21 protein-coding genes and 1 pseudogene are annotated in these 23969 nt (G+C 61.5%); 16 read left to right on the top strand and 6 right to left on the bottom strand.

Annotated elements, in window-relative coordinates; translation table 11 throughout:
* Nucleotides 1-5 precede the first annotated feature (5 nt).
* Nucleotides 6-1187: a site-2 protease family protein gene (locus OEZ71_RS15570; protein ID WP_263740947.1), complete on the bottom strand. Its 1182-nt coding sequence runs from the start codon at nucleotides 1185-1187 to the stop codon at nucleotides 6-8.
* Between the two features lie 507 nt (nucleotides 1188-1694).
* Between OEZ71_RS15570 and OEZ71_RS15575 the strand changes: the two genes are divergently transcribed.
* The 5 genes from OEZ71_RS15575 to OEZ71_RS15595 all read left to right on the top strand — a co-directional run bounded on the left by OEZ71_RS15575 (nucleotide 1695) and on the right by OEZ71_RS15595 (nucleotide 5232).
* Nucleotides 1695-2153: a hypothetical protein gene (locus tag OEZ71_RS15575; RefSeq protein WP_263740948.1), complete on the top strand. Its 459-nt coding sequence runs from the start codon at nucleotides 1695-1697 to the stop codon at nucleotides 2151-2153.
* A complete protein-coding gene (locus tag OEZ71_RS15580; RefSeq protein ID WP_263740949.1) occupies nucleotides 2150-2608 on the top strand; it encodes a hypothetical protein in 459 nt (152 codons plus the stop codon). Before OEZ71_RS15575 ends, OEZ71_RS15580 begins: the two co-directional genes overlap by 4 nt.
* Nucleotides 2609-2626: 18 nt before the next feature.
* Nucleotides 2627-2818: a hypothetical protein gene (locus OEZ71_RS15585; protein WP_263740950.1), complete on the top strand. Its 192-nt coding sequence runs from the start codon at nucleotides 2627-2629 to the stop codon at nucleotides 2816-2818.
* Between the two features lie 117 nt (nucleotides 2819-2935).
* Nucleotides 2936-3805, top strand: coding sequence for a sulfurtransferase (locus tag OEZ71_RS15590; protein ID WP_263740951.1), 870 nt, complete (start codon nucleotides 2936-2938; stop codon nucleotides 3803-3805).
* A gap of 23 nt (nucleotides 3806-3828) precedes the next feature.
* Nucleotides 3829-5232 (top strand): phenylacetate--CoA ligase family protein, encoded by a 1404-nt coding sequence (locus tag OEZ71_RS15595; protein ID WP_263740952.1) that lies wholly within the window; start codon nucleotides 3829-3831, stop codon nucleotides 5230-5232.
* A gap of 176 nt (nucleotides 5233-5408) precedes the next feature.
* Here the strand turns inward: OEZ71_RS15595 and OEZ71_RS15600 are convergent.
* A pseudogene (locus tag OEZ71_RS15600) lies at nucleotides 5409-6760 on the bottom strand (IS3 family transposase).
* Between the two features lie 64 nt (nucleotides 6761-6824).
* Between OEZ71_RS15600 and OEZ71_RS15605 the strand changes: the two are divergent.
* A complete protein-coding gene (locus OEZ71_RS15605) occupies nucleotides 6825-7388 on the top strand; it encodes an HlyD family efflux transporter periplasmic adaptor subunit (protein WP_263740953.1) in 564 nt (187 codons plus the stop codon).
* Nucleotides 7389-7453: 65 nt separating this feature from the next.
* Here OEZ71_RS15605 and OEZ71_RS15610 read toward each other — a convergent pair whose 3' ends face one another.
* A complete protein-coding gene (locus OEZ71_RS15610; RefSeq protein WP_263740954.1) occupies nucleotides 7454-7771 on the bottom strand; it encodes a hypothetical protein in 318 nt (105 codons plus the stop codon).
* A 297-nt stretch (nucleotides 7772-8068) separates the two neighbouring features.
* Here OEZ71_RS15610 and OEZ71_RS15615 point away from each other — a divergent pair, with 297 nt between their 5' ends.
* Entirely contained in the window at nucleotides 8069-9571 is a 1503-nt protein-coding gene (locus tag OEZ71_RS15615) for a hypothetical protein (RefSeq protein WP_263740955.1), read from the top strand.
* Between the two features lie 30 nt (nucleotides 9572-9601).
* Here OEZ71_RS15615 and OEZ71_RS15620 read toward each other — a convergent pair whose 3' ends face one another.
* Both OEZ71_RS15620 and OEZ71_RS15625 read right to left on the bottom strand, forming a co-directional pair.
* Entirely contained in the window at nucleotides 9602-11998 is a 2397-nt protein-coding gene (locus OEZ71_RS15620; protein WP_263740956.1) for a 1-deoxy-D-xylulose-5-phosphate synthase N-terminal domain-containing protein, read from the bottom strand.
* Nucleotides 11999-12008: 10 nt separating this feature from the next.
* The gene (locus OEZ71_RS15625; RefSeq protein ID WP_263740957.1) at nucleotides 12009-13211 is read right to left on the bottom strand and encodes a methionine gamma-lyase; all 1203 of its coding nucleotides are present in this window, start codon (nucleotides 13209-13211) and stop codon (nucleotides 12009-12011) included.
* A gap of 114 nt (nucleotides 13212-13325) precedes the next feature.
* Here OEZ71_RS15625 and OEZ71_RS15630 point away from each other — a divergent pair, with 114 nt between their 5' ends.
* From OEZ71_RS15630 to OEZ71_RS15645, 4 genes are all read left to right on the top strand, one after another.
* A complete protein-coding gene (locus OEZ71_RS15630; RefSeq protein WP_263740958.1) occupies nucleotides 13326-13784 on the top strand; it encodes an Lrp/AsnC family transcriptional regulator in 459 nt (152 codons plus the stop codon).
* Nucleotides 13785-14172: 388 nt separating this feature from the next.
* Nucleotides 14173-15318, top strand: a complete 1146-nt coding sequence (locus OEZ71_RS15635; RefSeq protein WP_263740959.1) for an amidohydrolase — start codon at nucleotides 14173-14175, stop codon at nucleotides 15316-15318.
* 3 nt (nucleotides 15319-15321) lie between these two features.
* The gene (locus OEZ71_RS15640) at nucleotides 15322-16515 is read left to right on the top strand and encodes a diaminopropionate ammonia-lyase (RefSeq protein ID WP_263740960.1); all 1194 of its coding nucleotides are present in this window, start codon (nucleotides 15322-15324) and stop codon (nucleotides 16513-16515) included.
* Complete coding sequence (locus OEZ71_RS15645; RefSeq protein ID WP_263740961.1) at nucleotides 16505-17680, top strand: M24 family metallopeptidase; 1176 nt, start codon at nucleotides 16505-16507, stop codon at nucleotides 17678-17680. The genes OEZ71_RS15640 and OEZ71_RS15645 overlap by 11 nt, the downstream gene beginning before the upstream one ends.
* 41 nt (nucleotides 17681-17721) lie before the next feature.
* Here the strand turns inward: OEZ71_RS15645 and OEZ71_RS15650 are convergent, their stop codons facing one another.
* Nucleotides 17722-18594, bottom strand: coding sequence for a MurR/RpiR family transcriptional regulator (locus OEZ71_RS15650; RefSeq protein WP_263740962.1), 873 nt, complete (start codon nucleotides 18592-18594; stop codon nucleotides 17722-17724).
* A gap of 209 nt (nucleotides 18595-18803) precedes the next feature.
* Here OEZ71_RS15650 and OEZ71_RS15655 point away from each other — a divergent pair, with 209 nt between their 5' ends.
* The 5 genes from OEZ71_RS15655 to OEZ71_RS15675 all read left to right on the top strand — a co-directional run bounded on the left by OEZ71_RS15655 (nucleotide 18804) and on the right by OEZ71_RS15675 (nucleotide 23955).
* Entirely contained in the window at nucleotides 18804-19502 is a 699-nt protein-coding gene (locus tag OEZ71_RS15655; protein ID WP_263741417.1) for an N-formylglutamate amidohydrolase, read from the top strand.
* 19 nt (nucleotides 19503-19521) lie between these two features.
* Nucleotides 19522-20031 (top strand): TRAP transporter small permease subunit, encoded by a 510-nt coding sequence (locus OEZ71_RS15660; protein ID WP_263740963.1) that lies wholly within the window; start codon nucleotides 19522-19524, stop codon nucleotides 20029-20031.
* A complete protein-coding gene (locus tag OEZ71_RS15665) occupies nucleotides 20028-21356 on the top strand; it encodes a TRAP transporter large permease (RefSeq protein WP_263740964.1) in 1329 nt (442 codons plus the stop codon). Before OEZ71_RS15660 ends, OEZ71_RS15665 begins: the two co-directional genes overlap by 4 nt.
* A gap of 49 nt (nucleotides 21357-21405) precedes the next feature.
* The gene (locus tag OEZ71_RS15670; protein ID WP_263740965.1) at nucleotides 21406-22440 is read left to right on the top strand and encodes a TRAP transporter substrate-binding protein; all 1035 of its coding nucleotides are present in this window, start codon (nucleotides 21406-21408) and stop codon (nucleotides 22438-22440) included.
* A 150-nt stretch (nucleotides 22441-22590) separates the two neighbouring features.
* Nucleotides 22591-23955 carry a glutamine synthetase family protein gene (locus OEZ71_RS15675; protein WP_263740966.1) on the top strand — a complete coding sequence of 455 codons (1365 nt, stop codon included), beginning with the start codon at nucleotides 22591-22593 and terminating at the stop codon, nucleotides 23953-23955.
* Nucleotides 23956-23969: the final 14 nt, after the last annotated feature.

The raw sequence follows: 23969 nt of genomic DNA on the forward strand, positions 1-23969 counted from the left end.
GTCCGTCAATCTGCGGGACCGAGTTGTCCAGACCGCCGTCCTGCGGTTCCCGTCGAACGTATCGGTCCAAGCTCTTGCAGAACCGCCAGATAGGCCATGAGGTCAGATAGAGTGATGACGCCGAGTAACCGCCCGCCTTCGGCGACCAGGAACTTGCGGCGCCCGCCCGAGGCGATCCGCGTCATCAATGCATCCGTCGCCACATCCGGCGTGATCGTGTTCGTGGGATCGCTGCGGACGTAAATATCGCCGACGTGCGTGTCGCCCCAGTTCTCGCGATCGATCTTCTGCAAGAGCGCCGTGTCAACATATCCAAGAAGGTGATCGCCCTCCGTTACCGGTACGAAGCTCACTGAATGGCGCAGCATGATACGGTTAACCACATCACCGAGCGTGTCGTCGGGCGTTGCAGTATGTATGCTTCGGCTCATCATTGTCGCGACGCTCTTGTCTCTGAGCGCCGTCTTGACCATCAGCTGCTGATAGGTTCCGCGGGCGGCCGTCAATAGGAAAAGCCCAATCAGCGCCTGCCAGAAGCCACCGATGACCGCACCGGAAAAGAGTGAGACGAAGCCGAATGCAATCAATGCGTAGGCAAGGATTGCAGACGCGGCCGTCGCGCTGCGCGTCGCCTTGACGAGATCGCCCGACCAGCGCCAGAGAGCCGCCCGCAAGACCCGCCCGCCATCAAGCGGGAAAGCTGGAAGCAGGTTGAACAGAGCAAGGACGAAGTTGATCAGGGCAAGGTATTCCAGAACTGCCTGCAGAGGTTCGGAAATACCGGTGGCTTTCGAAAGAAGGAGTGCCAGATAAGCGAGCCCCGCCAGTGCGAAGGACATGATTGGGCCTGCAATCGCAATCCAGAACTCCGAACGGGGATCGACCGGTTCCTCGTCAAGCTCCGCAACGCCGCCAAAGATGAACAGAGTGATCCCGCCGATACCAAGCCCGAACCGCCGTGCCACGAGCGAATGGGCCAGTTCGTGCAGGATCAGCCCGGCAAAGAGAGCGACCATGGCGATGATCGCAAGGACGAGGTAGTCGCCCGTTCTCAATCCCGGGACTTGGGCGGGAAAATAGCCCGACATCAGCGACCACACGACCAGAAAAGCGATAAAGAACCAACTGGCGTCGACCTTAACCTGAAAGCCGAAAATCTCGACCAACCGAACCGTACGCGAAAACATCCCAAAGCCTCCGGACCATGAGCAACAGCAAGTTTAGCCCTGGAAAATAGGATTGGGCTGATCCCGATCAAAGCGCCCGCCCCGGTACCACGTTTGTCTGCATCTTTCGTACTCATGCGCGCTTCATGCTCGACAGTGTGAGTTCCTCGCCTCCAATCATCGGCATGAGCGTCTTTGGCGGACTGCACCTCTTTTCGGCTATTAATCCCATGTAGCGGTGAGTGGATTGAAACGGCCCAGGAACACATGGGTTCAGTGTGCATCGGATGATCGTTCCACGGATGGTCCTGTCTTTCAGACCACACGACGCGAAAGCGATTGATATCCGTCAACGCGCCGATCCGTTCTCCGTGCGAGACTTCAAGGAACCTGCCGGTTGTAGTCAGCACGGCGCGGGTTGTCTGCAGTAGCCCGAACTTCCTCGCGCCCCTGAAGTCGCGAGGTCAGGGTCGTGAGCCTGGCGCCCTGTGACTCGTAGCAACGGCCGACCCGACAGGGAGGCGAGAGATGGTGACTCTGAGAGGGCAAGGCATCAACTACGCCCGTGTATGTCTCGGCGGTCTTGTTGCCGGGCTCCTGCTGGCCGCAGGCGAGTCGGTCCTCGCCACGGTCGTGCTCAGCGACGAATGGGACGCGACGGCCGTCGACCCCGACGCGATGGCCTATGGCACATTGCTTTCCCTGGCTCTCGTAGGTGTTGTTGTGCTCAACGGATTCGTGCTGATCTGGCTTTATGCCGCAATCCGTCCGCGTTTCGGTCCGGGACCGACTACGGCGGTCATTGCGGGCTTCACACTCTGGCTGATCGCCTGGGCGCTTATGGGGGTGTCGCTGACGCTCTCGGGTGTGGTGACGCCACGGGTCGCCGTCATATCGGCGATCTGGGGGCTGTTCGAGGTGCCTCTGGCAGCACTTGCCGGTGCCTGGCTCTATCGCGAAGTCGGCGCGGCAGCATCCGCCGCATGAAGTGTCCGCATGATCCGGAACATTTCGCCAACGGGATCGGGTTCGCGCGCCGCGACCCACCCGTCTATGGCCGTCCCGCCGAGATTATGGGGGGAACACCAATAGAACGTGTATCTGACCCCAACGCTGAAAACCCACCCGTCATCGCCGCGGCTGCGCTCTTCATCTTTGGCTTCGGCCTTTTCATGCTCTGCCGGCGGAGCGATTTCCTGCCCTGCGTGCCCTGGATGATCATCGTCGCGCCCATCCTGATCCTGCGATTCAGCCGTGCCCTGTGGTCCTGGCTCGCGGCCTCGATCAACCATGTCTGGGAACGCGGACTTGCCGTACGTCCAACTGCGATCACGGCGGCCGCGCTTGCCCTCGTGTTCGGCACACCCGGCCTGGCGGTCGAGAACGGCTTCACACATGTCCGGACCACCTATGATGGCATCTCGTACGCGGTGGACCCCTAGGGTCGCATCCTCGGCCAGATGAACCGCGGCGTGGGAGAGGCCGACATCATGTGCATCGATGTGCCGACCGAAGGCGTGCGCACGGTCTACGCCCGCTTCGGCGACTGGCTGGGCTGGCCTTCCGTTATTCTCGTCGGCCTCTTCTCGGTGAGTGCCATAGTCTTCGGGGGTGGCGCGCCCGGAACGCACTTGCTGGCGGCGAGGAATTGAGATGGCTTCAGGGCAGGCGTTCGGCGCAGTTGGGATCCGTCGGGGCGCTTGCCACGGTCGATGCTCTGGCCGGATCGCAAATGATTGATATCCATCAATGAGACCTGTCACTCCGACGTGCATCCTCCAACTATGGACGGGCTGATATCGACAGACTGGCTGAACAGGCATCTCAGCGATCCCGATCTCGTGGTGCTCGACTGCACTGTGCACATTGACGAGACGCCGGAAGGGTTTATCAACCGCAGCGGCCTTGACGATTACCTCCTTGGCCACATTCCGACGGCCGGATTTGCCGATCTGAAGGGCGACCTCTCGGACCAGTCCAGCCCGATCGAATTTGCGCCACCGAGTCCGGATGCGTTCTGCGCCGCGATGGGCAGGCTCGGCGTTGGCGACGCGTCGCGCGTCGTGCTCTACGATTCCATGTTTTCTGCCTGGGCGGCACGGGTGTGGTGGATGCTGCGTTGGGTTGGCTTTGATCACGCCGCGATCCTCGATGGTGGCTTAAATGCCTGGAAAGCCGAAGGCCGCTCGATCTCGACGGAACCGGCTATGCATCCTCCCCGTGAATTGACGCCGCGTCCAAGGCCGGAGTTGATCGTCGGCGAGGACGAGGTGCGCGCAGCCATTGACAGCCCCGGGGCGCAACTGATCGACACCTTGCCGGCAGAGAGTTATCGCGGAGAGGTCGCCCTCTACGCCGACCGCGCTGGCCACATCCCGTCGGCTATCAACATCTCGGCACTGGACCTGATCGACGAAACCGGTCGCTACAAGCCGCTTGTGCAGCTCGCGGCGATGCATGAGCTCGACCGGGACCAGCGGATCATCACCTATTGCGGAGGCGGAATCGCGGCCTCATCGGAGGCCTTCGCCTTGACGCGCCTCGGCTTCAAGGACGTCGCGGTCTATACGGCCTCGCTGCAGGAATGGGCCGCTAATCCCGCCAATCCGATGACGCCGTCGTCGTCTGACTCGATATGACAGGAGCAGGCGCGCCAGCTACCATGCGGATCAGCCTGCTCAAAGCGTTCACCTACGCGGCCGATGGGCTTTGGACGCATTGGGGCGGGCGCAGACGGATTGAAGCCCGGCAAGTCAGCCGCCTGCGGCGTCTGGTGGAGAGGGCGCGACGCGACTCGCCCCTGTTCGGGAGTCTCTACGCCGACCTGCCCGCGTCGGACAAGATCGACTTCGCCGATCTGCCAGTCACCCGTAAACCCGATCTTATGGACGGGTTCGATGACTGGCTGACAATCCGGTCGCTTTCGCTCGAAAAGGCCCGCGCGCATCTGAGCGATATGGATAATGTCGGCGTGCCGGTCGGCGATGTCGCCGTATTTCAGACCTCGGGAACATCGGGCGAACCCGCGGTCATCGTCCTGTCCCCGGCATTTGTGGAGTACTACTTCGGCATCATGATGGCGCGCTTCGAGCGCTACCACTGGGCGATGATCCGCGACCTCAGAAACCGCGGCGTGCGGGTGACGATCACCGGTGGAAACGGTCATTTCGCGGGCAATGGGTTTAACAGGCTCGTACAGAACGTGAATCCGCGACTGGCTAGGGGCCTCGGCCTGACGTTCGTCGAGGCCGAGCAGCCAATCGATCGACTTGTCGAAAAACTGAATGCGATCCCTGACGTCGCGTGGATCGTCACTTATCCCAGTATGCTGAATATCCTCGTGCAAGAAAAGGAGGCCGGGCGGCTCAGGATCGAACCAGCACTCTTCAGCACGGGGGGCGAAACCCTCACAAGTGATCTCCAAGCGCGCGCCCTGCGGACCTTTCCCTCTCTCACATACGGCATTGCCGATTTCTACGGCTGCACCGAATGCCTCGCTCTCTCGTTCACCTGCAGCCAGGGCCGGAAGCATCTGAACGAGGACTGGGTGATCCTCGAAGCGGTCGATGAGGCGATGCAACCCGTTGCCGACGGCACCTTGTCGGACACGGTCCTGCTGACAGTCCTCGCCAACGAGGTTCAACCGTTCATCCGCTACGATCTTGGCGACTGCGTGCGGTTCCACACTGACACCTGCCCCTGCGGCTCACCGTTTCGCAGTTTCGATGTGGAAGGGCGACAGGCGACACTCGTGCGGGTCGGCAACGTCTCGCTGTCGCCGCTCGTCTTCGATCTGGAACACGAACAGGCCCGACGTGTCCAACTGGTACAGACCGGACAGAGAGCCTTCGAGGTGCGTATCCAACTGGTCGAAGGCGTGGCCGAAGGGCCGGTGTTTGACGCCGTCATCGAGTCGGTGGAACGGGTATTTCACGACAATGGGCTAGGAAATGTGACGATTAACGCGAGCGAAGCTCTCCCCGAATTCACCGCGAGCGGCAAATTCCACGAAGTCGTTCCTTTGCACGGCGCCGAGCTCCGGTTCTCCAAGCCATCGAATTTCTGACAAGTGGTATCTGAGTGTGACGACTACGTATTCTCGTCTCCGGGTTTCACATATTCGCCGACGTATCGGAGCGGGCGAATGGCGGCCCTGTGTGCAAATCCATGTCCGTCGTCAGAGTTTTCCGGACATCTTGGGCTGTTTAGTAACGGAGGCTCTGGTTCAGTTTCTGTTCAAGTTTAGGCAGCAGCGGCTTGGTTCTGCAACCGTCGTTTTCTGATTGTCTGTGTCTTGATCTCCTCTCTCATCTTCAGGATCTTCGCACTTCGGCCGTGGTAGACATCGGCCGGCGTCAGGTTGGCCAGGCTCTCGTGGTAGCGATGGTTGTTGTAATGGTCGACGAAGGCGCCGATCTGCCGCTCGAGATCGCCGGGCAGGAAGTAGTTTTCCAGCAGAACCCGGTTCTTCATGGTCTGGTGCCAGCGCTCGATCTTGCCCTGTGTCTGGGGATGGTGCGGCGCACCGCGAACGTGATCCATGCCCTTGTCATCGAGATAGTCAGCCAGGTCGGCGGCGACGTAGGACGAGCCGTTATCGCTGAGCAGCCTTGGCTTGTGCACGACCATGGCCTGATCGCACCCAGACGCGTCCAACGCCAGGTCCAGCGTGTCGGTTACATCTGCGGCCTTCATCGTCGTGCAGAGCTTCCAGGCAATGATGTAGCGGCTGTAGTCGTCAAGGATCGTGCTGAGATAGAACCAGCCCCAGCCGATCACCTTTAGATACGTGAAGTCCGTCTGCCAGAGCTCGTTTGGTCAGCTGGTTTTGTCCCGGAACTCGTCCGCAGCCTTTATCACCACATGGGCTGGCGCAGTGATCAGGTCCTCGGCACTGAGAATGCGATACACCGAGGATTCCGACACGAAGTAGCGCTTCTCGTCGGTGTATTTGACCGCAAGTTCCCGGGGCGTCAGGTCCTCGTGCTCCAGAGCAAAATCGACAACATCGTCACGAACCGTGTCCGGGATGCGGTTCCAGACCGATCCGGGCCGGGGAGATCGATCGGCAAGCGCATCGATGCCACCATCGCACCAACGGGCATACCAGTCGTAGTAGGTGCTGCTGGGGATGCCGAGCATCTTCAGCGTTTGCCGAGTCGGCAGATGCGACGCCTCGACAGTGCGGATGATCTCGAGCTTCTCTGAGGCTGGGTATCTCATTCGTCGTCCTCCCCATCCCCGATCATGCTTTTTTTGAGCAGACGGTTCTCAAGCGTCAGCTCGGCCACGACCTCCTTCAGGGCCAATGCTTCAGATCGCAATTCTTTGACCTCAGGCGCTGTCGCCTGACGGGCCGTGTCACCCGCCAGGCGGTTCTTCCCAGCTTCAAGAAACTCCTTCGACCAGGAATAATACAGGCTCTCGGCGATGCCCTCGCGGCGACACAGCGCGGCGATACTCTCCTCGCCACGCAAGCCGGCCAGGACGATCCTGATCTTCTCCTCGGCCGAGTAATGCTTGCGGGTCTTCCGCTTGATGCCCCTGACCAACTTGTCAGCGGCATCCTTCGATGTTCCGGGTTTCTGTTTCATCTGCGCTCCATAATGGCTTCGATGAACCAGAACCCTCCGTTACGCAAACCCCTGAAACTGTCCGGTGGGTGCTGACGTCAGACAAAAGGCGAGCGAACAGCTGACCGAAGTTCGCCGGGCATTGGGCGAGGTCCAGAGCGAGCTGCCGTCGCGCAGGGATATTCTGGAACGCACGATTGTAAGGTCGCAGATCGCCGGAACGGTCATGAACATGCGCGTCACCACGGTGACTGGCGTGATCGAACCGGGTCAGCCAATTCTGGATATCGTTCCGAACGACGCGGATCTCGTGATCGATGCGAAAATCAGGCCGACAGATATTGATGACGTTCAGCCGGGAATGCAGGCGCGTGTGCTGTTGACGGCCTATCGCCAACGGAGCATGCCCCAGATCCATGGCCAGTTGCGCTCGGTCTCGGCCGATCGGTTTACCGATTCACGCACCGGAGAAGCCTATTTCCTCGCCAAGATCGTTGTCGATCCGGCTGAACTCACAAGTCTGTCGGACGTAAGGCTTAACGCCGGAATGCCGGCGGATGTCATGATCCTGACGGGGGACCGGACGTTGTTCGAATACCTCGCGCAGCCACTGAGCGAGTCCCTGTGGAGAAGCTTCCGGGAGAACTGATTCACGCTCTCGGTGTGGCATGCGATCCGCCACCGCCAGCAACGCGTTGAAGACATTCCTCCCGGTCACCGCCGGTCGCCGGTATCATGCCGAGAGCTCTCTTTGCGCGCGAAGGGTTCGACATAGAGTTTCGAAGCAGCTTCCCCGATGGCCGAAGAAATCGCGATTACTCCGGTTGCCAGTGCGACGGGAACCAGAACCAGCCTCGCCGCCCAGACGCGTGCCCGGCTGTTCTGCGTTCCGGCAAAGGTACCTTCCGCCTCCGAAAGGTGCATCTTTTCGGCCCGCTGGCGCATGCGTTCGTCACGCGCACCGCGCGATACCGGCTTTTGTGTGCCACCAAATGTGAGCGTGCTATAGAGATCACCGTAAACCTTGTGCATTGTCTTGCTCCCATGGTTTCGAAAGGGCGGGGCGCTAGCCCGATGGGAACAACAGTAGTCGGCACCCGTCCTTCGACCGTTATTCGGGACCTGAACGCAGGCCTGCTCACGCATTGCGGTACGTCATTTTGCCGTTAATAATTTCGGCACAGGCGTTATTTCGACCGACGAGGCGCTGACATGTATCGAATGAACCTCTTCGGCGCGTTTTCCCTGACCGATCCGGATGGGGTTGATGTTCCTTTGACATCCGCACGGGCCAAGGCGTTGTTGGCATATCTGTCGCAATCGCCGGGCATGCGTCGAAGCCGCGTAGAGATAATGGCATTGCTCTGGTCGAACCGGGGAGAGGCACAGGCGCGGGCCTCGCTGCGTCAGGTCCTGCATGGGTTGCGAAAGGAACTGGGCGAGCGGGGTGACGAGATCCTGCGCATCGAGGCGGATTGGGTAGGTCTGGCGCCCGGTAGGGTCGCATTGGGTTCGGCCGACGAAGGCGAATTCCTGTCAGGTCTTCAGGTGAACGACCCTTCCTTCGACGAATGGCTGCGTGACACGCGGCTGCGCGACGAAGACCATGATGCGCAACCAAAACCACACAACGCAGGCACGATGCACGAAAAGCCCGTTGTGGCCGTTCTGCCGTTTGCCAATCTCTCCGAAGATCCGGAACAACAGTATTTCGCCGACGGCATCACCGAAGATATCATTACCGAACTGGCGCGGTTCCAATCGCTTTGGGTCATCGGTCGCAGCTCGTCATTCGCATTCGCGGACATGGATCCCGATATCAAGGATGCGGGCCGACAGCTGGGCGTGGGCTATGTTGTCGAGGGAAGTGTACGCAAGGCGGGAGAACGCTTGCGTGTCACGGCGCAACTGGTCGAAGCGACAAGCGGGATGCGTATCTGGGCCGAACGCTACGATCGCATGATGGAAGACGTTTTCGCGGTTCAGGATGAAATCGCGGCTGCCGTCGTGACAAAGCTGAGCCTGAGCCTCGACAGCCGGGAAACGGCACTGGCACGTAACAGACCACACAAGAACCTGAGCGCTTACGATCTGCTTCTTCGGTCGCGTTCGGCGTGGTGGCACGGCAATGACAGCGAAGCCTATCAACTGGCGGCCAAAGCGGTCGAGGCCGATACAGCATCGGCGGTGGCGCACGCCTATTTCTCGCTGCAGAACGCCTATCAGTTCTACAGCGGCGCCATGGGTTTGTCTCTGGATGAGATCGGGCGCAAATGCCAGTTTCATGCCGAGGCCGCACTTTCGATAGATGATACCGACCCCATCATTCATGCCTATGTCGCCATGGGGTTTGCGTTCTCGCCGCTCGGGTTCAGGGAACGCGGCCTGAAACACGCCGAGATCGCTGGAAATCTCAACCCGCATGATTGCGAGATCATGCTGTTCCATGCGTGGAATCTGGCCTTTGCCGGCCGAACCGAAGAGGCGCTTGCGCTTCTGAAGAAAGCCGGCGCGCTCAACCCATTGGGCGGTTACATGATCTCCGCCTGTTACGCCGACACACTTTACATGAATGGTGACTACGCTGCTGCGCTTGACAGTTTCAAAGGCTGGGCAGAGGCGCCGCCGGCTTTCGTTCCGGTTTTTGCGGCGTCACTGGCTCAGTTGGGCAGGATAGACGAGGCCAAAGCCTGCCTGGCCAAGCTGGAGCGGGAAAAGCCGGAACATTTTAGCCTGGAAAGCTATGCCAGAGCGCAATGTTTTACCTGTCACAAGGACAATGATCGCGAGAACTGGCGGCGTGGTTTCGAACTTGCCGGGATCAAATTGTGAATGAAAGCTGCGGGTCGGCGGCGGCAATATTCAGTGGCCGGGGATCGGGGCCAGAATTCTGTGGCTTACATCTTTTCCATGCGTCAGGCCGTTCACCTTCTCGACAATCGCCTCCGCGTCGATGCCGTGGTGGCGGTACAGGTCGCCGATGGTACCGGTTTGCCCGAAATGTTCGACCCCGAGTGGGATGGTCTGGTGCCCTGCGATGGACCCCAGCCAAGATAACGTGGCCGGGTGACCGTCGATGACCGTGATGATCCGGCAATGTGGCGGCAGACCGGACAGGAGCGCCTCGGCATGTGACCTGGCACCGGCATGTCCCCGGGACCGCGCACGTTGCGCGGCTGTCCAACCCGCGTTCAGCCGATCCGCCGAGGTCACGGCAAGGACACCGACGTCTCGGCGGTTTTCGCCGATCAAGCCAGCGGCCCGGATCGCTTCCGGCGCAACCGCCCCCTGATAGGCGATCACGACGTCGCAATTAGGGCCGGGCTTGCGCAGCCAGTAGGCACCGTCAATCGCGCCCTGCCGAAAGCTGTCATCGACCCGTTTGCCGGGCTGTTCGATCGGGTTGGTGGTCAGCCGCAGATAGACCGACCCGCCGGTTTCGTCCCTCAGCCATGTGCGTTCATCCGGATCGCCCTCACCGTCGCGCTGAAGATAGTCGAAAGCCCATTCCATAATGACGGCAAGTTCGTCCGCAAAAGCCGGTTCAAACGCCGCCAGCCCGTCCTGGCTTATCCCGATCAGCGGCGTGCCGACCGATTGATGCGCCCCGCCCTCCGGCGCCAGCGTCACGCCCGACGGCGTGCCCACCAGAAGGAACCGCGCATCCTGATAGCAGGCATAGTTGAGCGCATCGAGGCCACGCGCCACGAAAGGGTCATAGACCGTGCCGATCGGGATCAGCCGTTTGCCGAAGAGCGAATGCGACAGCCCTGCAGCCCCAAGCAGCAGCATCAGGTTCATCTCGGCAATGCCCAGTTCGATATGCTGGCCCTCGGGCGTGAATTCCCATTTCGCGGTCGAGGGAATGCGGTGGTCGATGAATGCATCCGCTTGCGCGGTCCGGGCGAACAACTTGCGCCGGTTGCCCCAAGGGCCAAGGTTCGTCGTTCCCGTGACATCGGGGGAGGTCGTGACGATCCGCGCAGCCAGACCGCTGTTTCCTTTGCTCAGATCGTCCAGAATTTTGCCGAATGCCATCTGGGTTGACGTCTCACGGGCGCTGTCGATGGCAATCGCGGGTACAGACAGCCTGTTATCGCGGAAGCGCCGTGTGCCTCGGGCGAAGAATGGTACGCGCGACAGGAAATCTCTCAGCGCCACGGGGTCTTCAACCCCCGCGAAAGGTTCCCATTCCTCGCCCGTGCCGATCCCCATATGAGTCTGCCAGTCGGTGAACTGGCTCGAGTTCATCAAACCGCCGTGGTTGTCCTTATGCCCGGCGATCGGCGTGCCCCAGCCCTTGATCGTGTAGGCAAGAAAACAGGTCGGACGGTCGTGATCTATGGCAGCGAATGTATCCGCCATGGTCGCGACGCAGTTACCGCCGAGGTTTTCCATCAGTTCTGCCAGTTCGTCATCGCTGCGCCGCTCCAAAAGCGCCGTCACATCGCCCTGATCCCCCAGATCGTCCATCAGGCGTTTGCGCCAGACCGCCCCGCCCATGAAGGTCAGCGCCGAGTATTCCTGGTTCGGACAGGCATCGATCCAGTCGCGCAGCGCCTCGCCGCCCGGCTCCTCGAACGCGGCCCGTTGCAGCGCGCCATATTTCACCCGCACCACATCCCAGCCGAAGGCGTCAAAGATCTTTTCGATCCGCCCGAACAACCCTTCACGCACGATCCCGTCCAGCGACTGCCGGTTGTAGTCGACGATCCACCAGGTGTTGCGCAGGTCGTTCTTCCATCCTTCCTGCAAGGCTTCGTAGATATTGCCCTCGTCGAGTTCAGCATCGCCGACCAGTGCGACCATCCGGCCCATGGGTGCATTCGCACCCCAGGATTTGGCATGGATGTAGTCCTGAATAATCGACGCGAACGAGGTAATTGCCACGCCAAGCCCCACCGATCCGGTGGAGAAATCGACGTCGCAGGTATCCTTGGTTCGGCTGGGATAGCTTTGCACCCCGCCAAAGCCGCGGAAATTCTCCATCTTCTCGCGGGTTTGGTTGCCCATCATATACTGGATCGCGTGAAAGACCGGCGAGGCATGCGGTTTAACCGCCACACGGTCCTCGGGACGCAGCGCAGAGAAGTAGAGCGCGGTCATGATCGACACCATCGACGCTGAGGATGCCTGATGGCCGCCAACCTTGATCCCGTCGATCTTGGGCCGGACGTGATTGGCGTGATGGATCATCCAATGCGAGAGCCACAGCAGGCGCTGCTCAACGGCCTTCAGTTGGGTCAGATCGGCGGGCATCGCTTTGTCCTCACTCAGCCGCGTACCTGGTGCGCATCGGCAGGGCCTGCTCCAGATCGCCCAGAATATCTGCCACCTCTTCCAGCCCCACCGACAACCGGATCAGCCCGTCGCTGATATCGTGTGCGGCACGCTCTTCGGGCGTATAGGTCGAATGGGTCATCGAGGCCGGGTGCTGGATCAGCGTTTCCGCATCGCCGAGTGAGACCGCGCGCTGGATCATTTTCAGTTTGTTCATGAACCGGATGCCCGCGCTCATCCCGCCTTCGATCTCGAACGCAATCATTGCGCCGGGCTGTTCCATCTGCTTCCCCGCCAATGCGTGCTGGGGAAAGCTCTCAAGCCCGGGGAAATAAACCGTGCCAACGCCCGGATGCGCTTCCAGATAGTCGGCCACCACTCTGGCCGAGGCACAATGCCGGTCCATCCGCAGCGCCAGCGTTTTCAGCCCGCGCAGGATCAGCATGGCATTGAACGGCGCCATGACCGCGCCGGTCATGTCCTTCATGCCGACAAGGCGGATTTCGGAAATCTGGTCCCGCGTGCCGACGACCAGTCCGGCGATCACATCCCCATGCCCTCCCAGATACTTGGTGGCGGAATGCAGAACGATGTCGGCCCCATGTTCGATCGGGCGGGTGAGGTAGGGCGTGGCATAGGTGTTGTCGACAACCATGGTCGCACCTGCAGAGTGGGCGATCTCCGACACTGCCGCGATATCCACCAGCCGCATGTTCGGATTGGCGGGCGTTTCGAAATAGACGACCCGGGTCTTGTCCGACACCGCATTGCGCAGGTTTTCAGGCTCTGTCATGTCCACATGGGTGATCGTGACGCCCCATTTCGCCAGCCCGTGCCGCATAAAGGCGAAGGTGCAGCCGTAAAGCGTCTTGTCGACAATGACCTCGTCACCCGGTGACAGCAGGGTCCACAAGACAGCCGTGATTGCCCCCATCCCACTTGACAAGGCCAGCCCCGCCTCGGCGCCCTCCAGGCTCGCGATGCGACGCTCCAAGAGGTCGCAGGTCGGGTTTGAAATCCGGCTGTAGATGTGGCCCTCGCGCTCGCCGGCGAACATCTCGCCCCCGGCTTCCGCGGTCTCGAACGTAAAGGTCGAGGTCAGATGCAGCGGCGGGGTCAGCGCCCCGTTGTTTTTAAGGGGGTCGTAGCCCAGATGAATGGCTCGGGTGGCAAAACCGCCGGTTTTGGTCATGGCGAACTCCTGCATTGCGTTGACGCCATGATGAGTCAATTTCAAAGGCATTAGATTGCCAATTATGCCTCAAAGTGTTTAAATATTGGCAGATTATGCCAATCTGAGGCCAATATGGACGACAAGGACAAGCAGATCATCCGGGCTCTTCAGAAAAACGGGCGCCTCACCAATCAGGATCTGGCCGAGGCCGTGAACCTGTCACCGTCTCCCTGCCTGCGCCGAGTCCGGAACCTTGAGGCTGAAGGCGTCATTCAGGGATATAGCGCTGATGTGGATGCTGCCGCTTACGGCCTCGCCATCACCGTCTTTGTCCGCGTCAAACTGGAACGACACAATCAGGCGGATGTACAGAACTTCGAGAAACGCATTCGCATGATCGACGAAGTGCTCGAATGCCACGTGATGACAGGCGCGATGGACTATCAGTTGCGCGTGTTGGTGCCGGACCTGAAAGCCTATGAGGATTTCATACGCAACCGGATACACCCGATCGGAGGCATCGCATCGATTGATACGAGCTTCGTATACGGGACAGTCAAAAGAACCGCGGTATTTCCACTGGCCCGGTGAATTACGCCTTCAGTCAGTCCCGCCGCTGCCCAATTCACCGCGTTTTCGGCGGATGAGAGCGTGACCTTCAAAGGTTTGAGTCGCTGTTATATAGCGATGGTGTCCCGACCGAGCTGCCGGTATCCAGCCGTATGTCGACATTGGATGGGCAATCTTGTGCAGTTCGCAGCGGCCTGCTCAGCACTGGACGACGATGCGACTCAAACGACTGGACCGGAGAACTATATGTATTCCGCGCGAAGGCGCGGTCGCCTGATTGAAATTAGCTTTCAATTCCGTCACGAAGCAGTCTCTCTCCGATGTATTTGATCGCCCAAACGCGAGAATTCGACGCCAAAAATCCCTCTCAAGGACTAGTCTCGGCGCAGCGACCCGTGGGAGCACCCTTATGGACGAGCGTCATCAGAACCTGACCACGCTCAGGCACGCGTTTCATCGCGATCCTGAGCTGGGCTTTCAGGAACAGCGAACCAAAGCCAGGGTCGCGGCGCATCTGCGGGGGCTTGGCATCGAGGTTCATGAAGGCGTGGGCGTCGTCGGTGTCCTAAAGGCCGGGTCCGGCAACCGCGCCATCGGTCTCCGGGCCGATATGGATGCCTTGCCGATCACCGAGAAGAGCACCCATGGCTACCTCTCGGAGAATCCGGGCGTCATGCATGCCTGCGGTCATGACGGCCATATGACCATGCTGCTTGGTGCGGCGGAAACCCTGGCCCACGAAAAGGATTTTGACGGCACCGTCGTGTTCCTCTTCCAGCCGAACGAGGAACACGGGCTGGGCGCACGCGCAATGATAGATGCGGGCGTGCTGGAGCGGTTCCCCGTCGAAGAGGTCTATGCCATCCACAACCTGCCGGGCGCGCCTGTTGGGCAGGTCTCCACCCGGCCTGGCCAGATCTGCGCCTCTGAAAGCCTCTTTGAGATCGCGATTACCGGCAAGGGCGGCCATGCCTCGATGCCTCATGTCGGCGTCGATGCGATCACCGTCGGGGCCGAGATGGTGCTGGCCCTGCAGACCATCGTCTCGCGCAAGCTTGCACCGGGCGCAGGAGTCGTCGTGTCGGTGACGGAGTTCCTGACCGACGGACAAAGGAACGTGCTGCCCGGTCACGCGACACTCAAGGGCGATGTCCGCGCCCGTCTGCCCGAGGATCGCAAGGCGGTAGAACGCTTCATGCGCCAGATCGTGGCCGGCGTCGCCGCGACCCATGGCGTGACCGCTGAGATGAGCTTCAACACCGAATTCATCGAAACGATCAACGCAACCGGCCCGGTCGAGGCCGTCGTCCGTGCCGCTCGCGCAGCGGGGCTGGAGGCCGACGGCAATCGCCCGCCGATGAGTTTCTCAGAGGATTTCGCCCATTTCTCCGCCGCCGTGCCGGGCTGTTTCCTTCTCATGGGGAACGGCACCGAAGGCCCGCAAGGCCAGCCGCTTCATGCCGCCGATTATGATTTCAATGATGCGCTCCTGCCCATCGGTGCTGCCTTCTGGGCGGAACTGGTGCGGGACCGTCTTCCTGCCCGAAAGGACTGACCGATGACCGACCTTTTGCCTCCCGCCCGCCTTGGCCATGTCGCCGTGACGCGCAAGACCGGCGACGCCGCGCACCGGGTTCTGACGCCCGAGGATTTCGCGACGGCTCAGGCCGAGATCATGGAATGGGACGGCTACGAGCCAACACCGCTTGTCTCGCTCAAGGCACTTGCGCAACGGATCGGCGTTGAGGCGGTCCTTTACAAGCATGAGGGCCCGCGTTTCGGGCTCGGCAGTTTCAAGGCGCTCGGCGGGTCCTATGCGGCCCTGCGTGTACTCCAGCGCGAAATCTCGAAGCGCGTTGGCCAAGAGGTCAGCCTCGCCGATATCCGCGCGGGCAAATATCGCGACGAGGCGGCCGGGATCACGCTGGTCTCCGCGACTGACGGCAATCACGGCCGTTCGCTTGCCTGGGGCTGCCAGCGTTTCGGCGCGCCCTGCCGCATCTACATCCATGCCGAGGTCAGCGAAGGCCGGGCCGAGGCGATGCGCGATCTGGGCGCCGAGGTGATCCGGATCGACGGCGACTATGACGACTCGGTCGACCTTGCGAAGAGCGAGGCTGCGGCCAATGGCTGGTTCGTCGTCTCCGACACCTCCTGGCCGGGCTATTCCCAGCCGCCGCGGGACGTGATGGCGGGCTATGGCGTGATGACCCGCGAGATCTGCGAGGCAATGGGCGATGCCCCCACCCATGTCTTCCTGCAGGGCGGCGTTGGCGGCCTTGCCGCCGGTGTCGCCGCCGGGCTGCGCCAGCACTGGGGCGACAAGGCCCCGCGCGTGGTGATCGTGGAACCGGAACTGGCCGCCTGTCTTTTTGAAAGCGCCAAGGCCGGAACCCCCACCTCCGTCCTCATTGAGGAAGAGACCCTCATGGCGGGCCTTTCCTGCGGCGAACCGTCCCCGCTTGCCTGGGAAATTCTCGCCGAAGAGGCATCCGACTTCGTGACCATTCCCGAAAGCGTCGTCGCGCCGACCGTGCGGCTTCTCGCGCGGTCGCTGCCGGGCGACCCGGCCATCGAGGCTGGCGAAAGCGCGGTCGCGGGGCTGGCGGCGCTGATCGCGGCGCGGGCCGATACGGGGCTTTCGTCGAAACTCGGGCTCGATGCCGACTCGCGCGTGCTGTTGATCGGCTCGGAGGGCGTGACCGACCCGGCGATCTTCCGGATGATCATGGAGGGGCGCGATGCGGCCTGACGCCCCCGAACGCGGTTTCCCCGAGGCGGAGTTCGCCGCCCGCACGGCCAAGGCACAGGCACGGATGGCCAAGCAGGGGCTCGCCGGGCTCCTTCTGATGACGGAACCGGATGTGCGTTATTTCTCGGGCTTCCAGACGCTCTTCTGGCAAAGCCCGACCCGGCCATGGTTCCTTTTCGTGCCTGCATCCGGCAAGCCCGTCGCGGTCATCCCGGAAATCGGCGGCGTTCTGATGCGGCGATCATGGCTTGACGATGTCCGCACATGGTCCGCGCCCCGCCCGGAGGATGACGGGATCAGCCTTCTGACCGACCTGCTCGCGCCGCTTGCCAAGGCGGGCGGGACGATCGGCGTGATGAAGGGCCACGAAACCGCGCTCCGTATGCCGCTTGGCGATTGGGAACGCCTGATTACCAACCTGCCAGGCCTGCACATAGCCGACGCCACCCGGCTGGTGCAGGGCCTGCGCATGGTGAAATCCCCCGCCGAGATTGAAAAGCTCCGCCATATCTGCGCCATCGGGTCTGCCTCCTTCGCCCGGGTGCCAGAGATCATCGCCGAAGGGATGCCGCTCGAAGAGGTGTTCCGCACGTTCCGCCGTGAGGCGCTGGCGCAGGGCGCGGACGACGCGCCCTATGTCGTCGGTGCGGCAGAGCCCGGCGGTTATGCAGATGTCATCTCTCCCCCTTCGCGTCGCCCGCTTCAGTCCGGCGATGTGGTGATGCTCGATACAGGCTGTGTTTGGGACGGCTACTACTGCGACTTCGACCGTAACTGGGCCATTGGCCGTGCAGATGACATGGCGCGACGCGCCCACGACACACTCTGGCGCGCGACCGAAGCCGGGCTGGCGGCGGCGAAACCGGGAAATACCTGCCGCGACCTCTTCCGCGCCATGTCGGCCGTGATCGCCGAAATGGACAAGTCGGGCGGCGATATCGGGCGGCTCGGCCATGGACTTGGCACCCAGTTGACCGAACAGCCCTCGCATGCCGCGTTTGACGAAACCGTTCTGGAAGAGGGCATGGCGCTGACGCTTGAACCCTCGCTCGGCTATGGCAGTGGCCTGATGATGGTGCACGAGGAAAACATCGTCGTCCGATCCGGCGGGGCTGAACTCCTCTCGACCCGCGCGCCGCAGGAACTGCCGCTGATCGGCGCCTGAGGACTGAGCGGCGTATCCCCCGGGATGCGCCGCTCGCCGCGTTACTTCGACCGGCGGAAAAACCGGGCCCGGGAATACAGCTCCTCCAGCCGCTTCATCCGCGCCTGCGTGTCCTCCCAAGTCAGGCTCTGCACCGCCGCCATCAGCGTTTCGACCAGCACCTGAATGGCCACAGTCGAGTCCCAGGCCGAGGGCACCTCGATATGCGCCGACAGCCGGTACCGCGCCCGCTCGGCGGCGGGCGAGACCCATTGGTCGGTGATCAGCACCACCTCCGCCCGCTGATCGGCGGCCATCTCGACCAGAGATAACACATTGTTTTCATAGCGTCTTATGTCAAAGGCCAGAACGACATCGCCTTTGCCCATGTCGATCAGGGCAGGGGGCCAGGCGTTGGACATGTCGGAAATGAGGGTCACGTTCGGACGGATGACCTTCATATGGGTCACGAAATAATCCGCCATCGCATGGGTGATCCGCCCGCCCATGGCAAAGATCTTGCGCTCCTTGTCGGCCATCAGCCGCGCTACCGCGTCGAACTCGGCATGGTCGATCTGGCCCAAGGTGGACTGCAAATTCCCCACGACCGCATCCGCAAAACGGTTGAGAATATGCGTGTCCGGCACGCCGCCCGCCCAGCGGTCATGCTTCGTGATGGGGGAAATCAGGCGCTCCTCAACCTCGGACCTGACCACGGTCTGAAAATCCGGATACCCCTTGTAGCCGAGCTTCTGCACCAGCCGCACCACGGTCGGCGTCGACACCTCCGCCGCCTTCGCCAGCGCTGTGATGGAGCCCAGAACCGCCACCGGATAATGCCGCGTGATGTAGGAGGCCAACTGCCGCTCTGTCCGCGTCAACGCGTCGAAATGCGCCTTGATCTGCTGCTCGATGGTCCGCGTGGCGCCAGGCATTCCGCTTCTCCCTCTGCCGGGCACCCCCGGAACCCTCTACGTAAAGATTGTAACAGAATTTTTTGTTAAGAAAACATCTTGACAGAAATGTGGGTGACGGAGGAGCCTTGAGGGAGTGAATCGGGGAGGATTCCGGGCAAATGGCGGGGGCCAGCGACAAGACCCTTCCGGTCGTGACGACCGAGAACCGCGATGGCAGCGGGCCGTTCATGATCGTCTGCGAACATGCATCGAACCACTTCCCCCCTGCATTTGGCACGCTCGGCCTCGATGCGGAAACCCGCAAGGCGCATATCGCCTGGGATCCCGGCGCGCTGGGTTTGGCGCGGGGGCTGTCAAAGGCACTCGACGCCCCGCTGGTTTCCGCCGGCATCTCGCGCCTCGTCTATGATCTGAATCGCCCGCCCCATGCCCCGGGCGCGATGGCCGCGAAAAGTGAGGTCTTTGAGGTGCCGGGCAATGTCGGCCTGTCGCCAGCGGATCGCCAGCGGCGCACTGAGCTGATCTATCTGCCCTTCCACGCCGCCCTTCACGCCGAAATCGCCCGGCTTCTGGCGAAGGGTCGTCCGCCGGTCATCGTGACCGTGCACAGTTTCACGCCGGTCTATTACGGCCAGCACCGCGAGGTGGAACTTGGCATCATCCACGATGCCGACCCGACTTTCGCAGAGGCGGTTCTGGCCGAGGCGCAATCCCTCACCGGCCTAACCTGCCGCCTGAACGAGCCCTACTCAGCCGCCGATGGTGTCACCCATACGCTCCGCCTTCAGGCCACACCCTATGGCCTGCATCACGTCATGCTTGAGTTACGCAACGATCTTCTGGCCGACGATCTGGCCATTGCATCGATGGCCGACGGGCTCGCCCCCGTCCTGACCGCCGCCCTGACCCGGATCGGAACAACCTAAAGAAAGGCAACCGCCTGAAATGCCGAACTGGACCCGAACTTTCGTGCACTATGTCGATGCCGTGAACTACCGCATCGGGCGCTTTGCCATGTACCTTCTCTTCGTGCTGATGGGGGTCATGCTCTGGTCGTCCTTCGCACGCTCGGCACTGACCCCGGCGATCTGGACGGATGAGACCGGCCAGTTCCTGCTTCTGGGCTATTTCATGCTGGGCGGCGCCTATTCGCTGCAACTCGACAGCGCGGTCAGGATGGACCTCTTCTACAGCCGCTGGAGCGACCGGACCAAGGCGATCGTCGATGTCGTCACCATCCTTGCGCTGATCTTTTACCTTGGGGTGCTTCTCTACGGCGCGGTCGAAAGCACCGCTTACGCGATCGAATACGGCGAAAAGCGCCGCGGGCTCTGGCAGCCCTATATGTGGCCGATCAAGGTGGTGATGTGCGTGGGCATCGTGATGATGATCCTGCAATGCACCTCGATCTTCTTCAAAGACCTTGCGACACTCCGCGGTGAGGACCTGTCATGACCCCCAACCTCATCGCCATGTCGATGTTCGGCGCGATGCTGGTCCTTCTGTTCTCGGGCCAGCGGATGTTCGGCATGATCGGCTTTGTCGCCGTGGTGGCGGCACTCTGGCTCTGGGGTGATCGCGGCGGTTATGACATCGCCTTCGCCCAGTCCATCAAGCTGATGAGCTGGTTCCCCCTGATGACGCTGCCGATGTTCATCTTCATGGGCTATGTCCTCAGCGAAAGCAGGCTCGCCGACGACCTCTACCGAATGTTCCACGTCTGGTTCGGCCCGGTGCCCGGAGGCCTCGCCATCGGCACGATCTTCCTGATGGTGCTGATCTCGGCGATGAACGGGCTGTCCGTGGCGGGCATGGCCATCGGGGCCACGATCGCGCTGCCGGAACTTCTGCGGCGCAACTACGACAAGCTGATGGTGACGGGCGTGATTCAGGCCGGATCGTCGCTCGGCATCCTGATCCCGCCTTCGGTCGTTCTGGTGCTTTACGCGATGATCGCGCGCCAGCCGGTCGGCAAGCTCTGGCTCGCCGGTGTGTTGCCCGGCCTGATGATGGCGGCGATGTTCATCATCTACATCTGGATCCGCTGCAAGATCACGCCCTCGCTCGGGCCCGTCCTGTCGGCCGAGGAGCGCGCGCAGGTCAGCCGCGCCGAAAAGATCCGCCTCCTGCGCGCGGGGCTTCTGCCCTTCGGCATCTTCCTTGCGATGATGGTGCCCTTCGTCACCGGCTATGTCCGCCTCGTCGAAAGCTCGGTCATCGGTGCGCTGGCCGCGGTTCTGGCGGCGGTCGTCAAGGGCCGCATGACCTGGACAGTGTTCGAGACCTCGGCCCGTCACACGCTGGCGATTTCCTGCATGTTTCTCTGGATCATCCTTGCCGCCCTCGCCTTCGGCGCGATCTTCGACGGGCTCCGCGCGGTCGACGCGCTGAAGGGGCTGTTCCTTGAGGACCTGCACCTGAACCGTTGGACCGTTCTGATCATCATGCAGCTGACGTTCCTTCTGATGGGCACCTTCCTCGACGACACGGCGATGCTGGTCATCGTCGCGCCGCTCTATGTGCCCTTGGTCGACGCGCTGGGCTTCGATCTGATCTGGTACGGTGTCCTCTACACCATCACCACGCAGGTCGCCTACATGACGCCGCCCTTTGGCTATAACCTCTTCCTCATGCGGGCTATGGCCCCGCCCGAGATCACGCTCTCTGACATCTACCGCTCGATCATACCCTTCGTGGCCGTGATGATCCTTGCCCTGGCGCTCGTCATCATGTTCCCGCAGATCGCGCTCTGGCTGCCTGAGACGCTTTACAAACAATAAGGCGGGTCAACCGCCGATGAACCCGAACTGCAACAAGGAGGAAAGACCGATGACCACGAGACGCAAGTTCCTGACCACTGGCGCCGCAGTGGGGGCCGCTGGCCTCGCCGCGCCTGCTGTACACGGCCAGTCCGTCATCAAATGGCGGCTTCAGACCTATGCCGGTGCTGCCTTGGGCGAACACGTGATCAAGCCCGCCATCGACAGCTTCAACAAGATCGCCGAAGGCCAGATGGAGATCGAGCTTTACTTCGCCGACCAGCTTGTGCCGACGGGCGAACTGTTCCAGGCGATGCAGCGCGGCACGATCGACGCGGTGCAGTCGGATGACGACTCCATGGCCTCGCCGACCGAGGTGACCGTGTTCGGCGGCTACTTCCCCTTCGGCTCGCGCTATTCGCTCGACGTGCCCGCACTCTTCCACAATTGGGGCCTCAACGAAATCTGGGCCTCGGAATACGAGAAGGTCGGCGTCAAGCACATCTCGGCCGGATCGTGGGACCCCTGCAACTTCGCAACCAAGGACCCGATCAACAGCCTTGCCGATCTTCAGGGCAAGCGCGTCTTCACCTTCCCGACCGCAGGCCGGTTCCTGTCGAAATTCGGCGTCGTCCCGGTCACGCTGCCGTGGGAAGATATCGAGGTCGCCGTGCAGACCGGCGAATTGGACGGCGTTGCGTGGTCGGGCATCACCGAGGACTACACGGTCGGCTGGGCCGACGTGACCAACTACTTCCTGACCAACAACATCTCGGGCGCATGGGTCGGCCATTTCTTCTCGAACATGGACCGCTGGAACGAACTGCCCGCGAACCTTCAGGAACTGGTGCGGGTCTGCTTCGACTCGAGCCACTACTACCGCCAGCACTGGTACTGGGCGGGCGAGGCGCGCCTGCGGGTCGAAGGCACCAAGATGCAGCTGACCTCCATCCCCGACGAGGAATGGGCACAGGTCGAAGCCGCCGCGCGCGATTTCTGGGAAGAGATCGCAGCGGAAAGCGAGACCAAGGCCAAGATCGTCGGTATCTTCAAGGCCTATAACGAGGCGATGGACAAGGCCGGCCGGCCCTACCGTTACGCCTGATCACATCCGCCGGGCGGCGGCCAGCCCGCCGCCCGGCACCTTCTGAAACTGTACGAATCCCGCTGTTCAATAATTTGATCAAATGATATCTGCAGGAGCCAAGCGGATAAGAAATCCGCGCGACAGGGACTGATACAAGGGAGTGGCTCAATGCCCGCCAATCTGACATTCGACGCGCTTAAGAAAGCCGTCTCCGCCGGGGAAATCGATACCGTCCTCGCCTGTTTCCCCGACATGCAGGGGCGGCTGATGGGCAAGCGCTTCGTCGCGAAGCATTTCGTCGACGGCGCATGGGAAGAGACGCATTGCTGCAACTACCTCTTGGCCGTTGATGTCGAGATGTACACGGTGCCCGGCTACAAGTCGGCAAGCTGGTCGAAGGGTTACGGCGACTATGTGCTGAAGCCCGACCTCTCGACCCTGCGCCATGTCCCTTGGCTCGAGGGCACCGCGATGGTGCTTTGCGATCTTCTTGACCATCACACGCATGAGGAAGTCGCCGTCTCCCCCCGCGCGATCCTGAAACGGCAGATCGCCCGCGCCAAGGAAATGGGCTTCGACGCGATGATGGCGACGGAGCTGGAGTTTTTCCTCTTTCAGGACAGCTTCGACGACCTGAACGATCGCGGCTACAGCAACCTTCAGGCCCTTGGCCGCCACAATATCGACTATTCGATCTTCGGCACGACCAAGGAAGAAAGCGTGATGCGCGCCATCCGCAACGGGCTTTGGGGCGCAGGCATACCGATCGAAAACTCCAAGGGAGAGGCGGAAGTCGGGCAGGAAGAGATCAACGCGAAGTACTCCGACGCGATGGACACCGCCGACATGCACGCCATCATCAAGAACGGCGTCAAGGAAATCGCCTTCCAAAAGGGCCGCGCCGTGACCTTCATGGCCAAGTACAGCCATGAAAAGGCAGGCTCTTCCAGCCATGTGCACCAGTCCCTGTGGAAGAACGGCAAGCCCGCCTTCCGCGATGAAAAGGACCCGCATGGCATGTCCGACCTCATGCGCCATTACGTGGCCGGGCAACTGACCTATGCGCGTGAATTCACCCTCTGCCTCGCGCCCTATATCAACAGCTACAAGCGCTTCGTCGTCGGCATGTTCGCGCCCACGAAGGCGGTCTGGAGCTTCGACAACCGCACCGCCGGTTTCCGCGTCTGTGGCGAGAACACCAAGGCGATCCGCGTCGAATGCCGGATCGGCGGGGCCGACCTCAACCCCTATATCGCCTGTGCCGGTCTGCTGGCGGCGGGTCTGGCCGGGATCGAACAGAAACTGGAACTGGAACCGGCGATCACCGGCGACATCTACCACGCCAAGCGCGTGCGCGAGATCCCGCATACTTTGGGCGAGGCGGCGAGCCTGATGAACAAGTCCAAGATGCTGCGCGCCGCGTTCGGCGACGACGTGGTGGATCACTACGTCCATGCGGCGGAGTGGGAGATTCACGAACAGAACCGCGTCGTGACCGACTGGGAATTGAAGCGGGGCTTTGAACGGCTCTGAGGATAACGGGCGCC

The organism is Albidovulum litorale (assembly GCF_025751495.1).
In the GTDB taxonomy this organism is placed as follows: Bacteria; Pseudomonadota; Alphaproteobacteria; order Rhodobacterales; family Rhodobacteraceae; genus Albidovulum; species Albidovulum litorale.

What these genes read in the sequence shown, in the direction of transcription:
- OEZ71_RS15570 (WP_263740947.1), bottom strand. Translation starts at nt 1,187, where the DNA reads ATGTTTTCGCGTACGGTTCGGTTGGTCGAGATTTTCGGCTTTCAGGTT.
- OEZ71_RS15575 (WP_263740948.1), top strand. Translation starts at nt 1,695, where the DNA reads ATGGTGACTCTGAGAGGGCAAGGCATCAACTACGCCCGTGTATGTCTC.
- OEZ71_RS15580 (WP_263740949.1), top strand. Translation starts at nt 2,150, where the DNA reads ATGAAGTGTCCGCATGATCCGGAACATTTCGCCAACGGGATCGGGTTC.
- OEZ71_RS15585 (WP_263740950.1), top strand. Translation starts at nt 2,627, where the DNA reads ATGAACCGCGGCGTGGGAGAGGCCGACATCATGTGCATCGATGTGCCG.
- OEZ71_RS15595 (WP_263740952.1), top strand. Translation starts at nt 3,829, where the DNA reads ATGCGGATCAGCCTGCTCAAAGCGTTCACCTACGCGGCCGATGGGCTT.
- OEZ71_RS15610 (WP_263740954.1), bottom strand. Translation starts at nt 7,771, where the DNA reads ATGCACAAGGTTTACGGTGATCTCTATAGCACGCTCACATTTGGTGGC.
- OEZ71_RS15615 (WP_263740955.1), top strand. Translation starts at nt 8,069, where the DNA reads ATGCGTCGAAGCCGCGTAGAGATAATGGCATTGCTCTGGTCGAACCGG.
- OEZ71_RS15620 (WP_263740956.1), bottom strand. Translation starts at nt 11,998, where the DNA reads ATGCCCGCCGATCTGACCCAACTGAAGGCCGTTGAGCAGCGCCTGCTG.
- OEZ71_RS15625 (WP_263740957.1), bottom strand. Translation starts at nt 13,211, where the DNA reads ATGACCAAAACCGGCGGTTTTGCCACCCGAGCCATTCATCTGGGCTAC.
- OEZ71_RS15630 (WP_263740958.1), top strand. Translation starts at nt 13,326, where the DNA reads ATGGACGACAAGGACAAGCAGATCATCCGGGCTCTTCAGAAAAACGGG.
- OEZ71_RS15635 (WP_263740959.1), top strand. Translation starts at nt 14,173, where the DNA reads ATGGACGAGCGTCATCAGAACCTGACCACGCTCAGGCACGCGTTTCAT.
- OEZ71_RS15640 (WP_263740960.1), top strand. Translation starts at nt 15,322, where the DNA reads ATGACCGACCTTTTGCCTCCCGCCCGCCTTGGCCATGTCGCCGTGACG.
- OEZ71_RS15645 (WP_263740961.1), top strand. Translation starts at nt 16,505, where the DNA reads ATGCGGCCTGACGCCCCCGAACGCGGTTTCCCCGAGGCGGAGTTCGCC.
- OEZ71_RS15650 (WP_263740962.1), bottom strand. Translation starts at nt 18,594, where the DNA reads ATGCCTGGCGCCACGCGGACCATCGAGCAGCAGATCAAGGCGCATTTC.
- OEZ71_RS15655 (WP_263741417.1), top strand. Translation starts at nt 18,804, where the DNA reads ATGATCGTCTGCGAACATGCATCGAACCACTTCCCCCCTGCATTTGGC.
- OEZ71_RS15660 (WP_263740963.1), top strand. Translation starts at nt 19,522, where the DNA reads ATGCCGAACTGGACCCGAACTTTCGTGCACTATGTCGATGCCGTGAAC.
- OEZ71_RS15665 (WP_263740964.1), top strand. Translation starts at nt 20,028, where the DNA reads ATGACCCCCAACCTCATCGCCATGTCGATGTTCGGCGCGATGCTGGTC.
- OEZ71_RS15670 (WP_263740965.1), top strand. Translation starts at nt 21,406, where the DNA reads ATGACCACGAGACGCAAGTTCCTGACCACTGGCGCCGCAGTGGGGGCC.
- OEZ71_RS15675 (WP_263740966.1), top strand. Translation starts at nt 22,591, where the DNA reads ATGCCCGCCAATCTGACATTCGACGCGCTTAAGAAAGCCGTCTCCGCC.